The following is an 18,218-nucleotide window of genomic DNA, read 5'->3' on the forward strand; positions in this document are numbered from 1 at the left end:
GAAACGTATGTTTATTGCATGCGGATTACAGTTCGCGCGCCTTCAGCAGACTGTCCAGCGGAAAACGTTGCGGGGCGATCAGCGTACCATCATGCAGGTTGCCGATGCCGGAATAAACGATCTTTTCACCTGCGGTCAATCCTTTGCTTACGTAATAATAATGGGCGGTTTTACCCGAAACGGAAATTGGTTTACTGATGGCTTTGTTTGCATTGTCCAGCGTGAATACAAACACTTTATCCTGTATTTCAAAAGTGGATTCCTGAGGGACAATCAGCACATCGCTCATTGCTTCGGCAACCCGTATGCGGCCGGTGTTCCCGGTACGCAGGGTTCCGGCTTCGTTCGGAAATGCTGCACGGAGCGCGATAGCGCCTACTGTTTTATCGAACTGGCCTTCCACCATACTCATTTTGCCTTTTTGCGCATACACACTGTTATCTGCGAGTACGAGTTCTACCGGGGGCAGATTGCTGATTTTTTCTTCGATCGTTTTACCGGGATATTTGTTCTGGAAAGCCATGAACGCTTTTTCACTAAGCGAAAAATAAGCGTACATTTCTTTTACATCAGACAATACCGTTAACGGCAATTGTGCTCCCTGCGCAACAAGACTGCCGAGCTTATAAGGGATGCGGCCGATGTAGCCGCTTACCGGTGCTGTGATGAGTGTGTAACCGAGATTGATCCGGGCATTGCTTACTCCCGCCTGGGCCTGCGCTTCCATAGCTTTGGCTGCTGCATATTCTTCTTTCGCAGTTTTAAGCTGTATCGGTGAGATCACTTTAGATTCTACCAAGGGGGTAAGCCGATCCAGTTCCACCTGTGCTTTCTGCACGTTGGCTTTTGCTGCATTCAGCGCAGCATGCGACTGTTGCAGCTGTTCGTTGTACATCCGGTCGTCAATACGGAACAACTGCTGGCCTTTTTGCACATAAGCGCCCTCATCCACATAAATCTGGGTGAGGTATCCGCTTACCTGAGGCCGGATCTCTACGTTTACGCGGCCTTCCAGCGCTGCCGGATACTCCTGATAGACAGTTCTGCTCGTGTTGGATACCGTAATAACCGGTAAAGGGATTGCCTGATTGGCCTGGTTTTCCGTTGCAGCTGCATGTCCGCATCCGTATTGTATGGCGGACAGACCGAGCAGCAGTGTCCAGAAAAGAAGATTTCGGGAGGAGTGTATTTTGTTAGGAGACATTGGAGATATAATTAATCGTTTGATTATGAGAAAAGATTGCCTTTCCTGCAGCAATTGCCTGCAGGCATTTTTTGTAAATAATTGATTTAGAATTTTGAATCAGAATAACGACGGTAGTAAATCTAACATCGTTAAGTTGTTCAGAGACGCTCAGGAGGTGTTGACTTGTTTCGTTACAATAAAATTTAAGGGTTAAAAGAAAAGGTTACAGATCCGACGGAGCTATAACATTGCGCATACAGGAAGTTGTAATACGGCGGGTAACTATTTCATTGAGTTTGTAATTGCATTCATCGCATTGTTGAATACTTCCTGGCTGATCTGTTCGGAAATATTGATATCGCCCGCTTTCGCCAGATTAATGGATACCAGCCCATGCGCTACCGACCAATACGTGTAATAAATCTTGCAGATATCCTCTTCTGTCTTCGTCTTTGCCCAGGCAGAAGCCTCTATCTGATCCCAGATTAGTTCTGCAGGTAGTTCAAAGTCTGTACCTTTATTGTCGAACTGACAGCAATTGACCTGAACACCATACATGAGCTGATAATATTCTTTTTCGGCAAAAGCAAAATCCCAGTACGCATGCCACATCGCGAGTATCTTCTCTTCGGGCGTATCCAGATTTTGCGAACGCTCCTGCATGAGTAAGGCTAATTTTTTGAACCCCATCATCGCAAGCGCTTCCATCAAAGCCTCTTTGTTAGCAAAATGCTCATAAATAATCGGTGCCGTATAATCGATCTTATCAGCGATCTTCCGCATACTTAATGCCTGCCAGCCTTCCGTGCGACTGATCTGCATGGCTGCAGCCAGGATCTTGCAACGGACGTCCTCCTTCATTCGTAATATGCGGTCTTTACTAGCCAACTTATTCGTGTTACATTTTCTAACAGTGTTAGGCAAAGGTAGCGATATTCAAAAACGTGTTCCAAATTTATTTTTACCTGACACGCAATTCAATTATGTTGCCATAAGGATTTTATATTTTGCCGGAACTCCGGTTTAGTCTACGGCGTAATCGATCTTCGTGGTAACGGAAGCCGTTTTATAGCGGGAAGATGTATTGAATGCGCCCCCATAGCTGTAATCCTCATTCCCGTTGGTAGCGGTGATCTGAAAGACGCCCATATTTGCGTTCAGTATTTTGCCGAGTCCGCTCCCGGAATTTTTTGCAATGGTCTCCGCACGCTTCCGTGCATCGGCACTCGCCTTGGCCAGCAGATCCAGTTTCAGCTCAGACAGTCTTGTATAAAAATAAGAAGGAGGTGCCGAATTGAATTCGATTCCGGATTCGATCAGTTCGGTTACCTCACGCGATACTTTTTCAATCTTATCAATATCTCTTGAGTCCACAGTAACGCTTTGCGACAAAGTATAGCCGTCGAAATAACGACCTGTTTCTTTACCGTTTTCATCGAAGCGTGTCTGGTATTCTTTGTTGATGGATACCGATGAGAACACGATTTCTCGGCTTTGTATCTGTTTGTTCTGCAGATAAGCACGGATCACCTGTTCATCATGTTTCAGCAACGAATACGCCTCTTTCAGATCCATCGTTTTCCTGTTGTAGCTGCCGGTCCATACGATCTGGTCGCTTTCGAAATCTTTTTCCGCAAGGCCCGTCACACTGATGCTTTCCTGTGACTTGAACTTATATTTATAGCTATTTCCGATAAAAAAAGATGCCATGATAATAGCGATGGCAATACTGATACTTCCGATGGCATGTTTCATAATAATACATTAAAGAGTTGCGCTGCTAAAAGACAATACGCCTGAGTCTGCAGCAAATATATGGGCAAATTGCAATCGTTATCTGCGAGCTTTCGATTATCTTCGCGGAACAAAAAATAAGCTACGGAAATGTTGCAGTTACCCAATCAAACGGCGTTCTATAAAGGAAAAGTAAGGGATGTATATTCCATAGGTGATAAGCATCTGGTAATGGTTGTCAGCGACCGTATCTCTGCTTTCGACGTGGTATTGCCCCGCCCTATTCCGTTCAAAGGCCAGGTACTGAATCAGATCGCGGCCCTGAACCTTGATGCCACGCGGGATATTGTTCCTAACTGGAAGTTATCTTCCCCGCTGCCGAATGTATCGATCGGTATCAGATGCGATACCTATCCTGTTGAAATGGTTGTACGCGGGCACCTCACCGGACATGCCTGGCGCACTTACAAATCCGGCCTGCGCACCTTGTGTGGTGTGACGCTTCCGGAGGGACTGAAAGAAAATGACGCGTTTCCGCATCCGATCATTACACCGACGACAAAGGCGCATGAAGGCCACGACGAGGATATCTCCCGTGAAGAGATCCTCAGCCGCGGACTGATCAGTGAAGATGCATATAAACGGCTCGAACAATACACATTGGCATTGTTTGAAAGAGGTCGCCGGATGGCAGCCGAGAGAGGACTTATCCTCGTAGATACAAAATATGAATTCGGACATATCGGCGATACGATCTACCTGATCGATGAGATTCATACACCGGATTCTTCACGTTACTTTTATGCGGATGGTTTCGAAGAGCGTCAGCAGAAAGGGGAGGCACAAAAGCAGCTATCTAAAGAATTCGTAAGGGAATGGCTGATGGCTAACGGGTTTCAGGGAAAAGACGGGCAGCAGGTTCCGGAAATGACGGACGAAGTGGTGAATAATATTTCAGCGCGTTATATTGAGTTATATGAGAACGTGAGCGGCCGGAAATTTGAAAAGATAGAAATGGATGAAGCCACCTGGAAGGATACATTGGTGCAGGCAGTTCAAGCCCTGGGATAAAGAATTATTTTTCTAATTAAAATTGAATTTCAGTCCCTTGCATACTTCGCAAGGGATTTTTTTATTTTTTTCGGATCAAAGACCAACCTTTCTGCCAATTAGTTCGTCTTATTAACGAACGCAACAAACAGTAAACTAACAGCTTAGAAATATATTACCGTATCTCGGCCCCTACTTTACTCTCCTGTTACCTTTGGTCAGGATCGTTCACCATGAAAACCCCTTAACCCCCTGTCCCCAGAGCACCCTCCACCCGGTAGGTGCTTTTTTTTATACCTGTGACTATAGCACCAGCATTGCCATTTACTTATATTTGCGCTATGACAGCTACCATTCTGGAGATTCTCAAATACGTTCTGCCTTCACTTATCGTATTGATTTCAAGTTACCTCATTGTTCAGAAATTTCTCGTTTCCGAATTACGCCGCAAGCAACTAGCGTTGCTGCATGAAACACAAAATATTACTATCCGCATGCGGTTACAGGCATTTGAAAGGCTTGCGCTGCTGATGGAACGCGTACATCCGCGGCATATGGTTCCCAAAGTGTATATATCCGGCATGACCGTCTCATTATTACAGCAGGCGCTGGTTACGGCGATCCGTTCTGAATTTGAACACAATCTGAGCCAGCAGGTGTACGTATCGCGTGAAGTATGGGAAAGTGTGCGTCAGGCAGTGGAACAGGAAATCGGCATGATCCACCAGATTGCGAAGCGGCTCCCCCCCGATGCACCGGGTAAGGATCTGAACGCAATGATATCCGATTACCTGATGAGCCTGGAATCACAATTACCTTCGGAAATTGCGCTTAGTATTATTCATGATGAAGCACGCCGGGTTTTGTCCTACGGAGCCGTATAAATAAAAAGGCGCTAAATACCCTTCTATCTTATAGTTAAACTATTTACAAGACTGCTATTGCTTGTATCTATAACTGTATTATTTTTTATCTTCGCCGTCCCCGTGCCGGAAAGTCCGGCCGCTTAAACACACTATGTCAAACACCGAAAAGGAACATAAAAACATACCTGAGCACGTTGCCGTAATTATGGACGGTAATGGTCGCTGGGCCAAGGAACGCGGCCAGGACCGTGTTTACGGGCATCATGCAGGCGTGCTCAGCGTTCGTGAGGTGGTGAATACAGCCGGAGCAATCGGCGTAAAATACCTGACTTTATATGCATTCTCCACGGAAAACTGGAATCGCCCGAAAGCAGAGGTGGATGCATTGATGGAACTGCTGGTGGCTACAATACGCAAGGAAGTAGACGAGCTGCACAAGAATAATGTGCGGGTACATGTGATCGGTGATTTCGATGCTTTGCCTCCTGTCTGTCAGAAAGAAATGCAGGAAGCGATGGACATGACCGCCGCAAATACAGGACTGAATCTTATTCTCGCACTCAGCTACAGCGCTAAATGGGAAATTCTCAGGGCAACCCGCCAGATCGCAGAGGCCGTAAAAAACGGAAGCCTTTCTGCTGATGAGATCACAGATGAAGTGTTCCACAGTCATTTATGCACCAGCCGTTTCCCCGATCCGGAGCTTATGATCCGCACCAGCGGAGAGACCCGTATCAGTAACTTTTTGCTTTACCAGCTTGCCTATGCCGAATTATATTTCACGCCTACCCTATGGCCCGATTTCGGCAAAGACCAGTTTTTAGCAGCTATATCAGATTATCAGAATCGTGAGCGTCGTTTCGGAATGACCAGCGAACAAATCCAACCATCAAAATAATGTTTCATTCGTTCAGGCGTTTCTTCTCCACTCTCCTGTTTATATTTTCGTGCGGTACCTTCATGGCCCAGGCGCAGATTGCTGTGCCCGGAGCCCAGGCGAAAAGTGTATTCCCGTCAGCGGAAACCGTTTCAGGTCCGAAGGAATATACTATTGCCGGTATCAGCACCAAAGGGATCAATTACCTCGAGGAGGATCTTGTGATTGCCGTAACCGGACTTTCGGTGGGAAAGAAGATCAAGCTTCCCGGCGACGAAAGTATCTCCAGGGCAATACGAAATCTCTGGAAACAGGAATTGTTCTCGGACGTAAACATTGCTGTCGACAGGATACTGGAAGATAAGGTGTTCCTCGTGATCAATATTGAAGAACGCCCCAGGCTCAGCCGCTGGAATTATCGTGGTATCCGCAAGGGAGAAGCCCAGGAGCTGAATAAGAAGATCAACCTCATCAAGTCTAAAGTGCTTACCGATGCGATTAAGAAAGAATCGGTGGTGCGCATCGAAAAATACTTCGACGAAAAAGGCTACAGTAATGTCATCATCAAGTTGCGTGAGCGCCCGGATACTTTACTGGTAAACTCGGTGATCCTCACATTTGACATCACCGTGGGTAAGAAAACGAAGATCAACCAGATCAATATCGTTGGCAACGAGCATGCTTCCGAAGCGCGCCTGAAGCGGACGATGAAGGGCACGAAAGAATCCGGCAGAATATCACTGCATCGCGCAGACGATTACTCCGTATTGGGCAGTGACAACAAGAGGTCGTTTGGTAAATACCTGAAAAATTTCGGATTTCTTTCCGTGTCGAAAACGCTGGACGCACTCGATCCCTATTTCCGCCCAAAATTCCTGAAGTCTTCAAAATTCAATCGTGAGAAATACGAGGAAGATAAAGATGCGATTCTTCAGTATTACAATACCCTCGGATATCGCGATGCCAATATTTCCAAAGACACGATCTATAATGTGGCGAAAGGGAATATTAATATTGATCTGCGCGTAAATGAAGGCCGCAGGTATTATTTCGGTGATATCAAGTGGAAAGGTAACACGAAATATTCCGACGAAACGCTGACGAAATTACTGGGTATCAAACGCGGTGACATTTACGATCAGGAATTGCTTGCACGTCGGACCGGCTCTATCCCGGATGCGGCAGGACAGGATATCAGCAGCCTGTACATGGATGATGGTTACCTGTATTTCCGCATTGAACCGATGGAAATTTCAATTGATAACGATACGATCAATTATGAAATCCGCATTTCGGAAGGCTCCCAGGCAACGATCAATAACGTAACGATTGAAGGGAATGACCGCACGAACGAACGTGTGATCCGCCGTGAACTGCGTACCTTACCGGGTGCCAAATTCAGCCGTGCAGATATCATCAATACACAGCGGAGAATTGCCAACTTAGGCTTTTTCAATCCGGAGAAAACAATTCCGACACCACATCCGCGTCCCGATGGAACAGTGGATATCAATTATGCCGTGGAAGAAAAATCCAGCGATCAGTTGCAAATGTCTATGGGCTTCGGAGGCGGTGTGAAATTTTACGGCCAGATCGGGGTTACGTTCAACAACTTCTCCCTGCGCAATTTATTCAAGCCGAAATTGTGGGACCCTCTGCCAGTGGGCGACGGACAACGTTTTGCGGTCAATTATTCCTCAAATGGTCTTACGTACAACGCATTGAACGTATCGCTGACGGAACCATGGCTGGGCGGCAAGAAGCCGATTTCCTTAACGACGAATTTCATCTACAGTAAATACAGCAGCACCCTTTCCGATAACTCCAAGTCGTTTATCAAAGTAGTGGGAGGCGGTATGACACTGAGCCGCCAGGTAAAATGGCCGGATGACAACTTCGTCGTGAGCTTTGGTCTGAACTATCAGAACTATCAGCTGCAGAACTATTCGGGTCTGATTACCGACTTTACCAATGGTTTCAGTAATAACCTGTATGCGAAATTTTCTATTCAGCGTTATTCTCTTGATCAGCCGCAGTATCCGCGTAACGGATCCGATATCAGTTTCAGCTTCCAGTTTACGCCGCCTTACAGCACCTTTAGCGGAATTGATTATTCACAGGTAGATGCCGAGCGCAAATACAAATGGGTGGAATATCATAAATACCGTTTTAAAGCCGATTGGTATAAGACCATTTACGGAAACTTCGTATTCAAGTTTTCTGCGAAAATGGGCTTCCTCGGGTACTACAATCCTGATATCGGTTTATCTCCGTTTGAACGCTTCCAGTTGGGAGGAGATGGTTTATCCGGACAGAACTTCTTCATCGGACGTGATGTTATTTCACAACGTGGTTACGATGTGTACGCACAGAATGCCACAATTTTCAACAAATACGTAGCGGAGATCCGCTACCCGTTCTCTTTAAATCCGACGACAACCATCTTTGGCCTGATTTTTGCTGATGCAGGTAATGCATGGTCCAACTTCGGGGCATTCAACCCTACGCGTCTGAATCGTGATGTGGGTGTAGGTGTTCGTTTGTACCTTCCGATGTTTGGATTGCTGGGACTGGATTACGGTATCGGTTTAGACAGATACCAGTTCGATCCTACCGGTCAGACGAAGACTTCGCTGAAGGATATGTCGAAAATCACCTTCATGCTTGGATTCGAGCCGGAGTAATAAAGAGTTGTTAATTTGAAATTTCGTTTAAACACAGCATTTTCATAACCGTCAGACCGAAAATAAATATTTATGAAAAAATACCTTGTAGCCCTACTGTTGTTGTTTGCCGCACATATTGAAGCGAGCGCTCAGAAATATTGTTTTATCGATTCGAAATATATCCTGGAGAAAATGCCGGAATATAAGAACGCTCAGAATCAGCTGGATAACTTCTCTCGCAGCTGGCAGGCGGAAGTGGATGATAAGATGAAGGAAGTGGAGCGTATGTATAAGAGTTATCAGGCAGAAAAAGCAATGCTGAATGATGATATGCGTCGCCGTCGTGAGGAAGAGATCATGAATAAGGAAAAAGCCGCGAAAGATCTGCAGAAACAGTATTTCGGCTATGAAGGTGAATTGTTTAAAAAACGCCAGGAACTGGTAAAACCTGTGCAGGATAAGGTGTACACAGCCGTACAAAAAATGTCTGTTGCGAAAGGTTACGATGTCGTAATGGATAAAGCCGGAGGCGTTACTTTATTTTATGCTGATCCGAAACTGGATCGCAGTGACGACGTGCTGAAAACGCTTGGCGTGAATAAGTAAGCATTGCGTATTTTGGAATAATAACTACATTTGCAAACTCAAAAAGTATAATTAGATCTAATGAAAAGAATCATTTTAGTTGCCTGTGCCGCATTCACTTTGATTGCTACGAAAGTAAACGCACAATCGTTGAAAATCGGACATATCAATTCCCAGGAATTGCTCAGCCTGATGCCGGAAGTGAAAAAGGCAGATGCGGACCTGAAAACGTATGCAAAGTCTTTTGAGGACCAGCTCGAAACAATGGGCAAAGATTATCAGAAGAAAATAGCAGACTATCAGGGTCAGGAAAAGACAATGACAGATGCTGTTAAAGAAGTAAAACAGAAAGAAATCACCGATCTCGGTGCACGTATTGAGTCTACTCAAAAAAGTGCAGAAGAGAAAGTAGCTACTAAAAAACAGGAGCTGTTCAAACCTATCCTGGATAAAGCGGAAAAAGCGATCAAAGATGTAGCGAAAGAAAAAGGGTTTGATTACGTATTCGACCTGTCTACAGGTTCCGTACTTGTTTCCCGTGACGCAGATAATATGCTGCCTGCCGTTAAAGCAAAACTGGGTATCCAATAAGACCCATCAATCAACAGATAATAAGAATGGCCGTACTTGTACGGCCATTTTCTTTTAGTCTATTCTCTGAGCAGTCTTGGAAAGGTATTGTTCCAGCTGCTTCGCAATAATGTCCCAGCTGAAGCGGTGTTGTATCACTTCTATCCCCTTCTCTCCTACCGAACGGCGCAATGGTTCCGATGACAGCAGTTCGATAACGGCATCTGCGAACGCGCGTGGATTTGTTTGCATGATGGCCCCTTCGCCGCTTTCGATTCCGAGACCGGCAAAACCGATATTGGAACACACCACCGGTATTCCCATTGCCATCGCTTCCAGAACCTTATTCTGAGTGCCGGCTCCAAACCGGAGCGGAGCGACCACTACGCTCGCCTTGTTGTATTCATCGGCAAGGTTCGGAATGAACCCTGTTACTTTTATATTATTGCCTGCGAGTGCCTGAACTTTTGCTACCGGCCGCTGTCCGGCGATTACGAACTGAACGTCCGGGAAACGCTCTGCGATCAGCGGAAAAACTTCTGCAGCAAAGTAGGCCACGGCATCTACGTTAGGGCCATAATCCATATTGCCGGTGAACAGTACTGTCCGGTTGTGGCTGTAATCATGGTTGCGCGGGTGAAATACAGAGGTATCCACGCCGTTGGGTAATAAGCCCAGGTTGCCGAGTCTGTGAGCATCGGCGAGATAGTCAAGATCTTCGGCAGAACATACCAGCGTACGGTCGAACTGCTTCAGTATCTTATCTTCATATTGATAGACACGCCGTTGCTCCACACCTTCAAAAGCCTTGACCAGCGGATTGTTTGAGTTTTCATATTTCCTTTTCCAGTACAGCGAGAAGGCATCGGGAAGGTCAAGGATACGCGGCAATGAACGGTCATTTGCCAGATACTGTGCCATACGGAGATGCTGCACATGTACCACGTCGAATGTGTTTTGCGCGAGCGTCTGTTTCAAGGCGCGCCGCATGGCGGCACTTTTGAAATATAATACCTGGAATGGAAGACGGGACACGAATCCCTCAGCACAATTCAGCACGGATTGCCATTTAGGGAGGCTGACAAATTCCACTTTCGAGAACACCTTTTCCAGTTCGGCCTGATGCTGGAAATCTTCTGCACTTTGCGCAAACGTAAGCAGATGCAATTCGTGTGCATTGCATAAACGTTTCGCAAGATTATAAATCTTGAGTTTGTCTCCGCGGAACGGAGGATATGGTACGCGATTTGCGAGGAACAGTATTTTCACAAAAACGAATGCGGGTAAATCAAAGCAATATACGGATCAGATAAATCAGCAGTACCTGCTTATTTCATGATCTCGTGTCCCAATTTATCGCGTTTTGTTTTCAGATAAAACTCGTTGTGCGGATTTGAAGGAATTTCGAGCGGAACATTTTCCACGATCTCCAGTCCGTATCCCAATAAGCCTGCGCGTTTACGGGGGTTGTTGCTCATGAGGCGGATTTTGGAAACCCCCAGGTGACGTAATATCTGAGCCCCTACTCCATAGTCGCGTTCATCATTTTTGAATCCGAGGGCGAGATTGGCCTCTACCGTATCCTTACCTTCTTCCTGAAGTTTGTAGGCTTTCAGTTTATTGGCAAGCCCTATCCCACGTCCTTCCTGGTTCATGTACAGCACTACACCTTTTCCTTCTTCATTCACTTTGCGCATGGCGGCTTCGAGTTGTTCCCCGCAATCACAACGCAGGCTGTGCAGCACATCGCCGGTCACGCAGGAGCTGTGCACGCGCACCAATACCGGCTCATCGGCCTCCCAGCTGCCTTTGATCAGTGCGAGATGCTGTTCGCCGGTATTTTTCTGTTTAAAATCAACCAGTTTGAAATCACCATATTTGGTGGGCATTTCCACGCGCACAATCTCTTCAATGAGGCACTCTTTTTCGAAACGGTATGCGATCAGATCTTTGATGGAAATGATCTTCAGGTCAAATTTCTTAGCGATCTCGAGCAATTGGGGCATGCGCGCCATGGTGCCGTCGTCGTTCATGATCTCGACAAGTACGCCCGCCGGTTCGTGACCTGCCAGAATAGCGAGATCAACAGTGGCTTCCGTATGTCCGGAGCGACGCAGCACTCCTTCGGGCCTTGCTCTGAGCGGGAAGATGTGACCGGGGCGACCGAGGTCTTCCGGTTTGGTAGCCGGATCGATCAGCGCCTGCACTGTTTTGGAGCGGTCCTGCGCGGAAATACCGGTTGTGCATCCGTTACCGATGAGGTCGACAGAAACGGTAAACGGCGTCTGGTGCAGCACCGTATTGTTCTGAACCATCAGATTCAGTTCCAGTTCGTCACAACGTTGCGCGGTAATCGGAGCGCAGATCAGTCCGCGCCCGTGCTTGGACATAAAGTTGATTATTTCGGGAGTTGCATTTCTTGCTGTAGTTACGAAATCGCCCTCATTTTCACGGTCTTCATCATCAACTACGATCAGTAATTTTCCCAGTCTAAGGTCTTCTAATGCAGATTCAATGGTATTAAGCATATTGCGATGATGCAAAAACTTGTTTTGCGCTGCAAAGGTACGGGTAAAAGCCCTATCGTCGTATCTACTTATACAATTGGAAACTGAACAGGCGGCTAATTGCGTATTTGTTTAAATATTTCGCCCCGGATTGTTTGAAATTCCGTTTTAGAACTAATTTTGCGGGGTCATTTCCAAACGTGACAAACACTGATCAGTGAATAAGAATGTAAACAGGGTTTCGGCCGCCGGCTTATTGATTGCTTTAGGGATCATTTACGGTGACATCGGAACCTCTCCTTTGTATGTGTTCAACGAGATTTGTGAAGGAAAGAAAATTTCCGACCTGCTCATTATCGGAAGTCTCTCCTGTGTAATCTGGACACTCACGCTTCAAACAACAATTAAATACGTAACGCTTACCTTACGTGCCGACAACAAAGGCGAAGGAGGTATATTCTCGCTGTATGCGCTGGTACGGCGGCACGGGAAATGGGCGGTTATCCTGGCTATGATCGGAGGGGCTGCCCTGCTCGCCGATGGTATGATCACTCCGCCGATTTCCATTACCTCTGCCGTTGAAGGTCTGCGCAATATCCACAGTCTGCGGTTTATTCCGGACGGATTGATCGTACGGATCGTACTGGTGATCCTTGTAGGCCTGTTCATTGCCCAGCAGTTCGGTACTGCCTGGATCGGCCGGATGTTTGGTCCGATTATGTTTGTCTGGTTTGCGATGCTGGCAATTCTGGGCTTTTCACATATCAGTATGGACTTCAGTATTCTGAAATCCTTCAACCCCAAATACGCCATCGAACTGCTCACGCAATATCCGCAGGGTTTCTGGCTGCTGGGTTCAGTGTTTCTCTGTACTACCGGGGCCGAAGCATTATATTCCGATCTGGGTCATTGTGGCCGCGGCAATATCCGTGCCTCATGGATCTGGGTAAAAATCTGTCTGATATTAAATTATCTCGGACAGGGGGCATTCCTGCTGACGCACCGCGGTGAAGTGTGGAGCGCAGAACAATCCAATCCGTTCTACGCAATCGTTCCCGACTGGTTTATGCCATTCAGCATTACAATTGCCACTATGGCGGCGATCATTGCGAGTCAGGCCCTCATCTCCGGTTCATTTACGCTGATCAGTGAAGCTGTAAAACTGAATTTGTGGCCTAAAATGCGCATCCTTTACCCCACTATAGAACGCGGTCAATCCTATATTCCGGGTATTAACGGGTTATTGCTTGTCGGATGCGTTGTGATGGTGCTGTATTTCGGTAAGTCATCTAACATGGGTGCAGCTTACGGACTTGCGATCACCTTATGTATGATAATGACCTCCGTGTTGTTCTCGTACTATATGTACATCAACAGGATCAGTGTGCTGGCCATAGGCTCCTATCTGCTGGTATTCCTGACCATTGAAATTTCGTTCCTGATAGCCAATCTGATTAAATTTGCGCATGGCGGTTATGTAACACTGGTTGTTGCCGGATTACTGTTCCTCGTAATGTTTGTATGGTATCGCTCCCGTAAGATCAAAAACCGTTACGTGGAATTTGTGCGGTTGGACGACTATGTAAATATTCTCCAGGAGCTTAGTAACGACAAGTCGATCCCGAAATATGCGACGCATCTTGTTTACCTTACCAGTGCCGATAACCCCAAAGAGATTGAGCATAAGATCATTTATTCCATTCTGATCCGTAAACCCAAGCGTGCTGATATTTATTGGTTCGTGCACGTTAATGTTATGGACGATCCGTATACGATGGAATATTCCGTGCATACTATCATACCGAACGAAATCATCAGGATCGAATTCCGGCTTGGATTCCGCGTGGATCAGCGTATTCAGATGATGTTCCGTAAAGTAGTGGAAGATATGGTGAACAATAAAGAAGTGAATATTGTAAGCCGTTACGAATCGCTGAGCCGAAACAATGTAAAAGGAGACTTCCGGTTTATAGTGATTGAGAAATTCCTTTCTTTGGAGAACGAGTTGCCCTTATACGAGCGGCTAATCATGCGCGGTTACTTTCTGCTGAAAAAATACAGTCTTTCGGAAGAGCGGGGCTTTGGTCTTGACCCTTCCGACGTAACGCTGGAGAAATTCCCGCTTGTGATCAAGGCATCGCGGTTCTCGAAATTGAAACGTGTGGACGATGATGTTTCGTAAGTAACCTTATAATTGAGTTACGCCCCCGGAAATCCGGGGGCTTTTTTATGCCATTTGGTCCACAAGCCCTGCTGTGTTTTGCCATTTTGTCTGCTTTAATTTTGGCAATAAGACATTTTGTCTGAATTTTCAATTTGGAATTTTGTTTGCTCTACAGTGGGTACAAACGATTTAGTAAACAATAAAAACTTAATAGCTATGTACAACAAATTCAGAATGCACTCTGCCCCCGTTCATTTCGCTAACTTTTTCGATGAGCTGCTGAACAATGATTTCACTGCTTCCGATTACCGTTCACCATTGAACGCTTCCGTAAACATCAAAGAGCTCGACGATAAGTATGAGTTGCACCTGGTGGCACCCGGACTCAAAAAAGAAGACTTTCAGATCAGCGTAGACAAAAATTTGCTCACTGTGTCCTTTGAGCAAAAGGAAAATGCGGAGCAGAGCAAAGACAAATGGATCCGTCAGGAATTCAAAATGAAATCCTTTAAAAGAAGCTTTTCGCTGAATGAAAAAATTGATGCAGCATCGATCAGTGCCGTGTACGAAGGCGGCGTGCTTACGTTGAGTCTGCCGAAAAAAGAAAAAGAAGAACTCAAGCCGATAGCAATATCCGTTCAATAAGATTTTGGTTAGTGTTTAGATGAAGTAGTAGTAGTTTTGTTGACTAAGCAGCCGCTCTCCGGAGCGGCTGCTTTTATTTTGTCATACACCGAAAAAAGTTGTGAAACAAACACTGATTTAATACGATTAAGCGCTAAAAATCTCTATTTTGCAGCGCTTATTTTTCTGTTTCTATGTCCGCTAAATTCACTCCCAGACACATCGCCGTAGCCGGTAATATCGGTGCCGGCAAGACAACGCTAACCGAAATGCTGTCCAGGCACTACGGATGGGAGGCATATTTTGAAGATGTGGAACATAACCCGTATCTGGCCGATTTTTACGAAGACATGCCGCGCTGGTCTTTCCATGTGCAGATGTACTTCCTGAACAGCCGTATACGCCAGCAGTTGTCCATCAGGGATTCTGCGAACTCCGTGATACAGGACAGAACCATTTACGAGGATGCTGCGATATTTGCTCCCAACCTGTATGAAATGGGATTAATGAGCGGGCGCGATTTTGAAAACTACCAGTCATTTTTCAATAACCTCAAACAGCTGATCAGTCCGCCCGATCTGTTGATCTATCTCAAAGCATCCGTTCCGAAATTAGTAGACCAGATCCAGAAGCGCGGCCGGGAATATGAAGAAAATATCCGCCTTGATTACCTCAAGCGCCTGAATGAATTTTACAACAAATGGATCGACAATTACCAGGATGGCAAATTACTGATCATCGATCTTGACCGCCTGGATTTTGAGGCAAATAAAGACGATTTCGCTGAAGTCGTTCACCAGATCGACACGCACATAAACGGACTTTTTTAGCCAATTCCCTCACCCTTCTATGAAAAAAATTATCTTCCTTTTAATGCTGCTTTCGGGTATGCATATGGTTTCGCTTGCCGCTATTGTCAGCGGACGGATTACAGATGAAGACGGAGATCCGCTCGCTTTTGCCGCAGTGGTGGTAAAAGGGACCAGTATGGGCTCTACGTCCAACGCTCAGGGATATTATACGCTGGATTTACCAGTTGGATCTTACACTTTGCAGGCTCAGTTTATCGGTTACCGGCAGGAATCCGTCGCCGTGAAAATTGCAGGAGACAAGCCGCAGACACACAATTTTACCCTTTCTGTCCAGGGATATGAGCTTAAGGGTGTCGTGGTGAAATCCGGCGGCGAAGATCCCGCATACCGTATTATCCGGAACGCTATAAAGCGCAGGGAATTCCACCTGAAGCAGTTGCAATCTTTTCAGACAGGCATTTATGTAAAAGGCGTATTCAGAAACCGGAAAACACCCGGTAGTATTTTAGGTGTGAAAATCGACTCTGCGGATAAGAAAGACATGGGACTTGATACCGGTGGCCGCGGCGTACTGTATCTCTGTGAAGAGGTAGCGGACTATTACACCCAGGGCAAACAGCAGAAAGTAGTGATCAAATCGGTAAAGGAAAGCGGCAACCCCAATGGTGTGGGACTGGGAAGCGTACCTCCCGTAGTGAACTTTTATGAAAACATAGTGGAGGTGCTTTCGGTAAATAGTGTCGGACAGGGCTTCTTATCCCCGATCGCCTCCTCTGCGCTCAGTGGCTACACTTACAAGCTTGAAGGAGAATTTGAAGAAAACGGGCATACCATTTACAAAATCAAAGTGAATCCCAAAAGGGCATTCGAGCGTTGTTTTGTCGGTGAAATATTCATTTCCGATGAAGACTGGGCCGTACACAGTACGCGCTTACTGCTTACCGCAAAGCAAGGTCTGGATGTGCTCGACACCCTCATCACCACGCAGCAGTATATTCCGCTGGACAAAGACCTTTGGGTCATCAAAAGCCAGGTGATCTATCCTACGATCAACTTTCTGGGCTTCGATATATCCGGTAGTTTCGTAACTGTCTATAACGACCAGAAAGTAAATGCCAAAATACCCGACAGTATTTTCAACAAGCGTATCACGGTGAGCTACACCTGGGACGCAACAAAAAAAGACAGTTCATTCTGGCTGTCCACTCGCCCGATGACGCTGGAGACTGATGAGGAACGGAATTATGTATTCCAGGACAGTACCGCAAAAGTCAGGAATGATCCGGCAAGGATAGATTCGCTGAGAAAGCGCGGCAACCGCGTTTCCGTGGGTGATATTTTTATCGGAGGCATAACGTTCAATGCGAAAGAATACAAACGTTCATTCTCCATCTCCCCGGTTATTTTCGACATTAATTTCAACACCGTAGAAGGACTGAACTATTCTCCCAAACTGAGTTTCGCGCAACGGATAGATTCTGCAAACAGCCTGCTTGTAAGAGGTAAGCTGCGTTACGGATTCGCCAACACGCACTTCAATGCGAAAGGGAACATTATCTATACGCATAAAAACCCGAGATGGCCTGCCCGTAACTGGTCGCTGAACCTGAGCGGCGGTCGCTACATCGCGCAGTTAAACAATACACAGCCGGTGGATGAACTGCTGAACACATATGCCTCTCTTGTGCAACAGGATAACTATTTCAAAATCTATGAGCGCTGGCTGGCCGGTGTGCAGTTTTCCGGAGCAAGCGGATCCGGTTTTTATTGGCTTGCATCTGCTTTATTTGAAGACCGCAACCCCTTATCCAATACCACTAATTATTCTTTTGTTCAGAAGAACAATATCGCGCCATACACCAGTAACGTGCCTGCTGAATTTGCCGCCGATCCGATGATGCGCCATCGTGCAATGACTTTTCATGCGCAACTGAGTTATCGTCCCGGTGCGACATACACCCTGTACCCTACTGTTAAGTCAATGCATTCCGGGAATGCACCTTTGTTTACCGTTGCTTACGACAAAGCGGTTCCCAATCTGTTTAAAAGCGTAACAGACTACGACAAATGGCGTTTCAGTATTGAAGATGATATGGGACTGAACCGTCTTGGTCTGCTGGAGTACAATATTTCGGCAGGAGGATTTATGAGCAATAAAAACGTTCAGATTCCGGACATGAAACACCTGCAGGGAAATCAATATACACTGGCTGCTCCTTACCTGGAATCATTCCAGTTAGCACCGTATTACCGTTTCTCTTCGGTTCCGAAACTCTACGGGGAATTGCATCTGGAATACAGTCTCCGCGGGTTGTTTACCAATAAACTACCTTTACTGCGCCAGGCGCATGTGTACATGGTGCTGGGCACAAATACTTTTTACGTAAATGATCAGAATTACTTTACAGAAGCTTTTGTAGGACTTGATAATATCGGTTATAAAGTGCTTCGTTTCCTGCGCATAGATTATGTTCGTGGCTGGGATGCACTTAAAAACAGTTATTCCGGCTTCCGGATCGGCGTAAAGTCGTATGGAAGCAAAAGCGCTCAGGCAAAAGACGCAAACGCATTTTAATT

15 protein-coding genes are annotated in these 18,218 nt (G+C 46.2%); 10 read left to right on the forward strand and 5 right to left on the reverse strand.

Annotated features, from left to right (window positions below; translation table 11 throughout):
* Positions 1-25 precede the first annotated feature (25 nt).
* From ABD846_RS07925 to ABD846_RS07935, 3 genes are all read right to left on the reverse strand, one after another.
* Entirely contained in the window at positions 26-1,204 is a 1,179-nt protein-coding gene (locus tag ABD846_RS07925) for an efflux RND transporter periplasmic adaptor subunit (RefSeq protein ID WP_344824925.1), read from the reverse strand.
* 264 nt (positions 1,205-1,468) lie between these two features.
* On the reverse strand, positions 1,469-2,047 hold the full coding sequence (locus ABD846_RS07930) for a TetR/AcrR family transcriptional regulator (protein WP_344824928.1): 579 nt from the start codon (positions 2,045-2,047) through the stop codon (positions 1,469-1,471).
* A 162-nt stretch (positions 2,048-2,209) separates the two neighbouring features.
* Positions 2,210-2,941, reverse strand: a complete 732-nt coding sequence (locus ABD846_RS07935; RefSeq protein WP_344824931.1) for an SIMPL domain-containing protein — start codon at positions 2,939-2,941, stop codon at positions 2,210-2,212.
* Positions 2,942-3,070: 129 nt separating this feature from the next.
* Here ABD846_RS07935 and ABD846_RS07940 point away from each other — a divergent pair, with 129 nt between their 5' ends.
* The 6 genes from ABD846_RS07940 to ABD846_RS07965 all read left to right on the forward strand — a co-directional run bounded on the left by ABD846_RS07940 (position 3,071) and on the right by ABD846_RS07965 (position 9,555).
* Positions 3,071-3,991: a phosphoribosylaminoimidazolesuccinocarboxamide synthase gene (locus tag ABD846_RS07940; RefSeq protein WP_344824934.1), complete on the forward strand. Its 921-nt coding sequence runs from the start codon at positions 3,071-3,073 to the stop codon at positions 3,989-3,991.
* Between the two features lie 320 nt (positions 3,992-4,311).
* On the forward strand, positions 4,312-4,854 hold the full coding sequence (locus ABD846_RS07945) for a DUF7935 family protein (protein WP_344824936.1): 543 nt from the start codon (positions 4,312-4,314) through the stop codon (positions 4,852-4,854).
* 133 nt (positions 4,855-4,987) lie between these two features.
* Positions 4,988-5,734 carry an undecaprenyl pyrophosphate synthase gene (uppS, locus tag ABD846_RS07950; protein ID WP_344824938.1) on the forward strand — a complete coding sequence of 249 codons (747 nt, stop codon included), beginning with the start codon at positions 4,988-4,990 and terminating at the stop codon, positions 5,732-5,734.
* The gene (locus ABD846_RS07955) at positions 5,734-8,397 is read left to right on the forward strand and encodes a BamA/OMP85 family outer membrane protein (RefSeq protein ID WP_344824940.1); all 2,664 of its coding nucleotides are present in this window, start codon (positions 5,734-5,736) and stop codon (positions 8,395-8,397) included. Before uppS ends, ABD846_RS07955 begins: the two co-directional genes overlap by 1 nt.
* Positions 8,398-8,469: 72 nt before the next feature.
* Entirely contained in the window at positions 8,470-8,985 is a 516-nt protein-coding gene (locus ABD846_RS07960) for an OmpH/Skp family outer membrane protein (RefSeq protein ID WP_344824943.1), read from the forward strand.
* Positions 8,986-9,045: 60 nt separating this feature from the next.
* The gene (locus tag ABD846_RS07965) at positions 9,046-9,555 is read left to right on the forward strand and encodes an OmpH/Skp family outer membrane protein (protein WP_344824946.1); all 510 of its coding nucleotides are present in this window, start codon (positions 9,046-9,048) and stop codon (positions 9,553-9,555) included.
* Between the two features lie 54 nt (positions 9,556-9,609).
* Here ABD846_RS07965 and ABD846_RS07970 read toward each other — a convergent pair whose 3' ends face one another.
* Together ABD846_RS07970 and ABD846_RS07975 are read right to left on the reverse strand one after the other, a co-directional pair.
* Complete coding sequence (locus ABD846_RS07970) at positions 9,610-10,803, reverse strand: glycosyltransferase (protein WP_344824949.1); 1,194 nt, start codon at positions 10,801-10,803, stop codon at positions 9,610-9,612.
* A 59-nt stretch (positions 10,804-10,862) separates the two neighbouring features.
* Positions 10,863-12,062 carry a bifunctional 3,4-dihydroxy-2-butanone-4-phosphate synthase/GTP cyclohydrolase II gene (locus ABD846_RS07975; protein WP_344824951.1) on the reverse strand — a complete coding sequence of 400 codons (1,200 nt, stop codon included), beginning with the start codon at positions 12,060-12,062 and terminating at the stop codon, positions 10,863-10,865.
* Between the two features lie 196 nt (positions 12,063-12,258).
* Between ABD846_RS07975 and ABD846_RS07980 the strand changes: the two genes are divergently transcribed.
* From ABD846_RS07980 to ABD846_RS07995, 4 genes are all read left to right on the forward strand, one after another.
* Positions 12,259-14,223 (forward strand): KUP/HAK/KT family potassium transporter, encoded by a 1,965-nt coding sequence (locus ABD846_RS07980; RefSeq protein ID WP_344824954.1) that lies wholly within the window; start codon positions 12,259-12,261, stop codon positions 14,221-14,223.
* A 198-nt stretch (positions 14,224-14,421) separates the two neighbouring features.
* Positions 14,422-14,850, forward strand: coding sequence for an Hsp20/alpha crystallin family protein (locus tag ABD846_RS07985; RefSeq protein ID WP_344824957.1), 429 nt, complete (start codon positions 14,422-14,424; stop codon positions 14,848-14,850).
* Positions 14,851-15,023: 173 nt separating this feature from the next.
* Entirely contained in the window at positions 15,024-15,659 is a 636-nt protein-coding gene (locus tag ABD846_RS07990; RefSeq protein ID WP_344824960.1) for a deoxynucleoside kinase, read from the forward strand.
* Between the two features lie 19 nt (positions 15,660-15,678).
* Positions 15,679-18,216: a DUF5686 and carboxypeptidase regulatory-like domain-containing protein gene (locus ABD846_RS07995; RefSeq protein ID WP_344824963.1), complete on the forward strand. Its 2,538-nt coding sequence runs from the start codon at positions 15,679-15,681 to the stop codon at positions 18,214-18,216.
* Positions 18,217-18,218: the final 2 nt, after the last annotated feature.

The organism is Rurimicrobium arvi, assembly GCF_039540495.1.
In the GTDB taxonomy this organism is placed as follows: Bacteria; Bacteroidota; Bacteroidia; order Chitinophagales; family Chitinophagaceae; genus Rurimicrobium; species Rurimicrobium arvi.

Excerpts from the sequence above, each read along its gene's own strand:
- ABD846_RS07925 (WP_344824925.1), bottom strand. The coding sequence starts at position 1,204 with ATGTCTCCTAACAAAATACACTCCTCCCGAAATCTTCTTTTCTGGACA.
- ABD846_RS07930 (WP_344824928.1), bottom strand. The coding sequence starts at position 2,047 with ATGAAGGAGGACGTCCGTTGCAAGATCCTGGCTGCAGCCATGCAGATC.
- ABD846_RS07935 (WP_344824931.1), bottom strand. The coding sequence starts at position 2,941 with ATGAAACATGCCATCGGAAGTATCAGTATTGCCATCGCTATTATCATG.
- ABD846_RS07940 (WP_344824934.1), top strand. The coding sequence starts at position 3,071 with ATGTTGCAGTTACCCAATCAAACGGCGTTCTATAAAGGAAAAGTAAGG.
- ABD846_RS07945 (WP_344824936.1), top strand. The coding sequence starts at position 4,312 with ATGACAGCTACCATTCTGGAGATTCTCAAATACGTTCTGCCTTCACTT.
- uppS (WP_344824938.1), top strand. The coding sequence starts at position 4,988 with ATGTCAAACACCGAAAAGGAACATAAAAACATACCTGAGCACGTTGCC.
- ABD846_RS07955 (WP_344824940.1), top strand. The coding sequence starts at position 5,734 with ATGTTTCATTCGTTCAGGCGTTTCTTCTCCACTCTCCTGTTTATATTT.
- ABD846_RS07960 (WP_344824943.1), top strand. The coding sequence starts at position 8,470 with ATGAAAAAATACCTTGTAGCCCTACTGTTGTTGTTTGCCGCACATATT.
- ABD846_RS07965 (WP_344824946.1), top strand. The coding sequence starts at position 9,046 with ATGAAAAGAATCATTTTAGTTGCCTGTGCCGCATTCACTTTGATTGCT.
- ABD846_RS07975 (WP_344824951.1), bottom strand. The coding sequence starts at position 12,062 with ATGCTTAATACCATTGAATCTGCATTAGAAGACCTTAGACTGGGAAAA.
- ABD846_RS07985 (WP_344824957.1), top strand. The coding sequence starts at position 14,422 with ATGTACAACAAATTCAGAATGCACTCTGCCCCCGTTCATTTCGCTAAC.
- ABD846_RS07990 (WP_344824960.1), top strand. The coding sequence starts at position 15,024 with ATGTCCGCTAAATTCACTCCCAGACACATCGCCGTAGCCGGTAATATC.
- ABD846_RS07995 (WP_344824963.1), top strand. The coding sequence starts at position 15,679 with ATGAAAAAAATTATCTTCCTTTTAATGCTGCTTTCGGGTATGCATATG.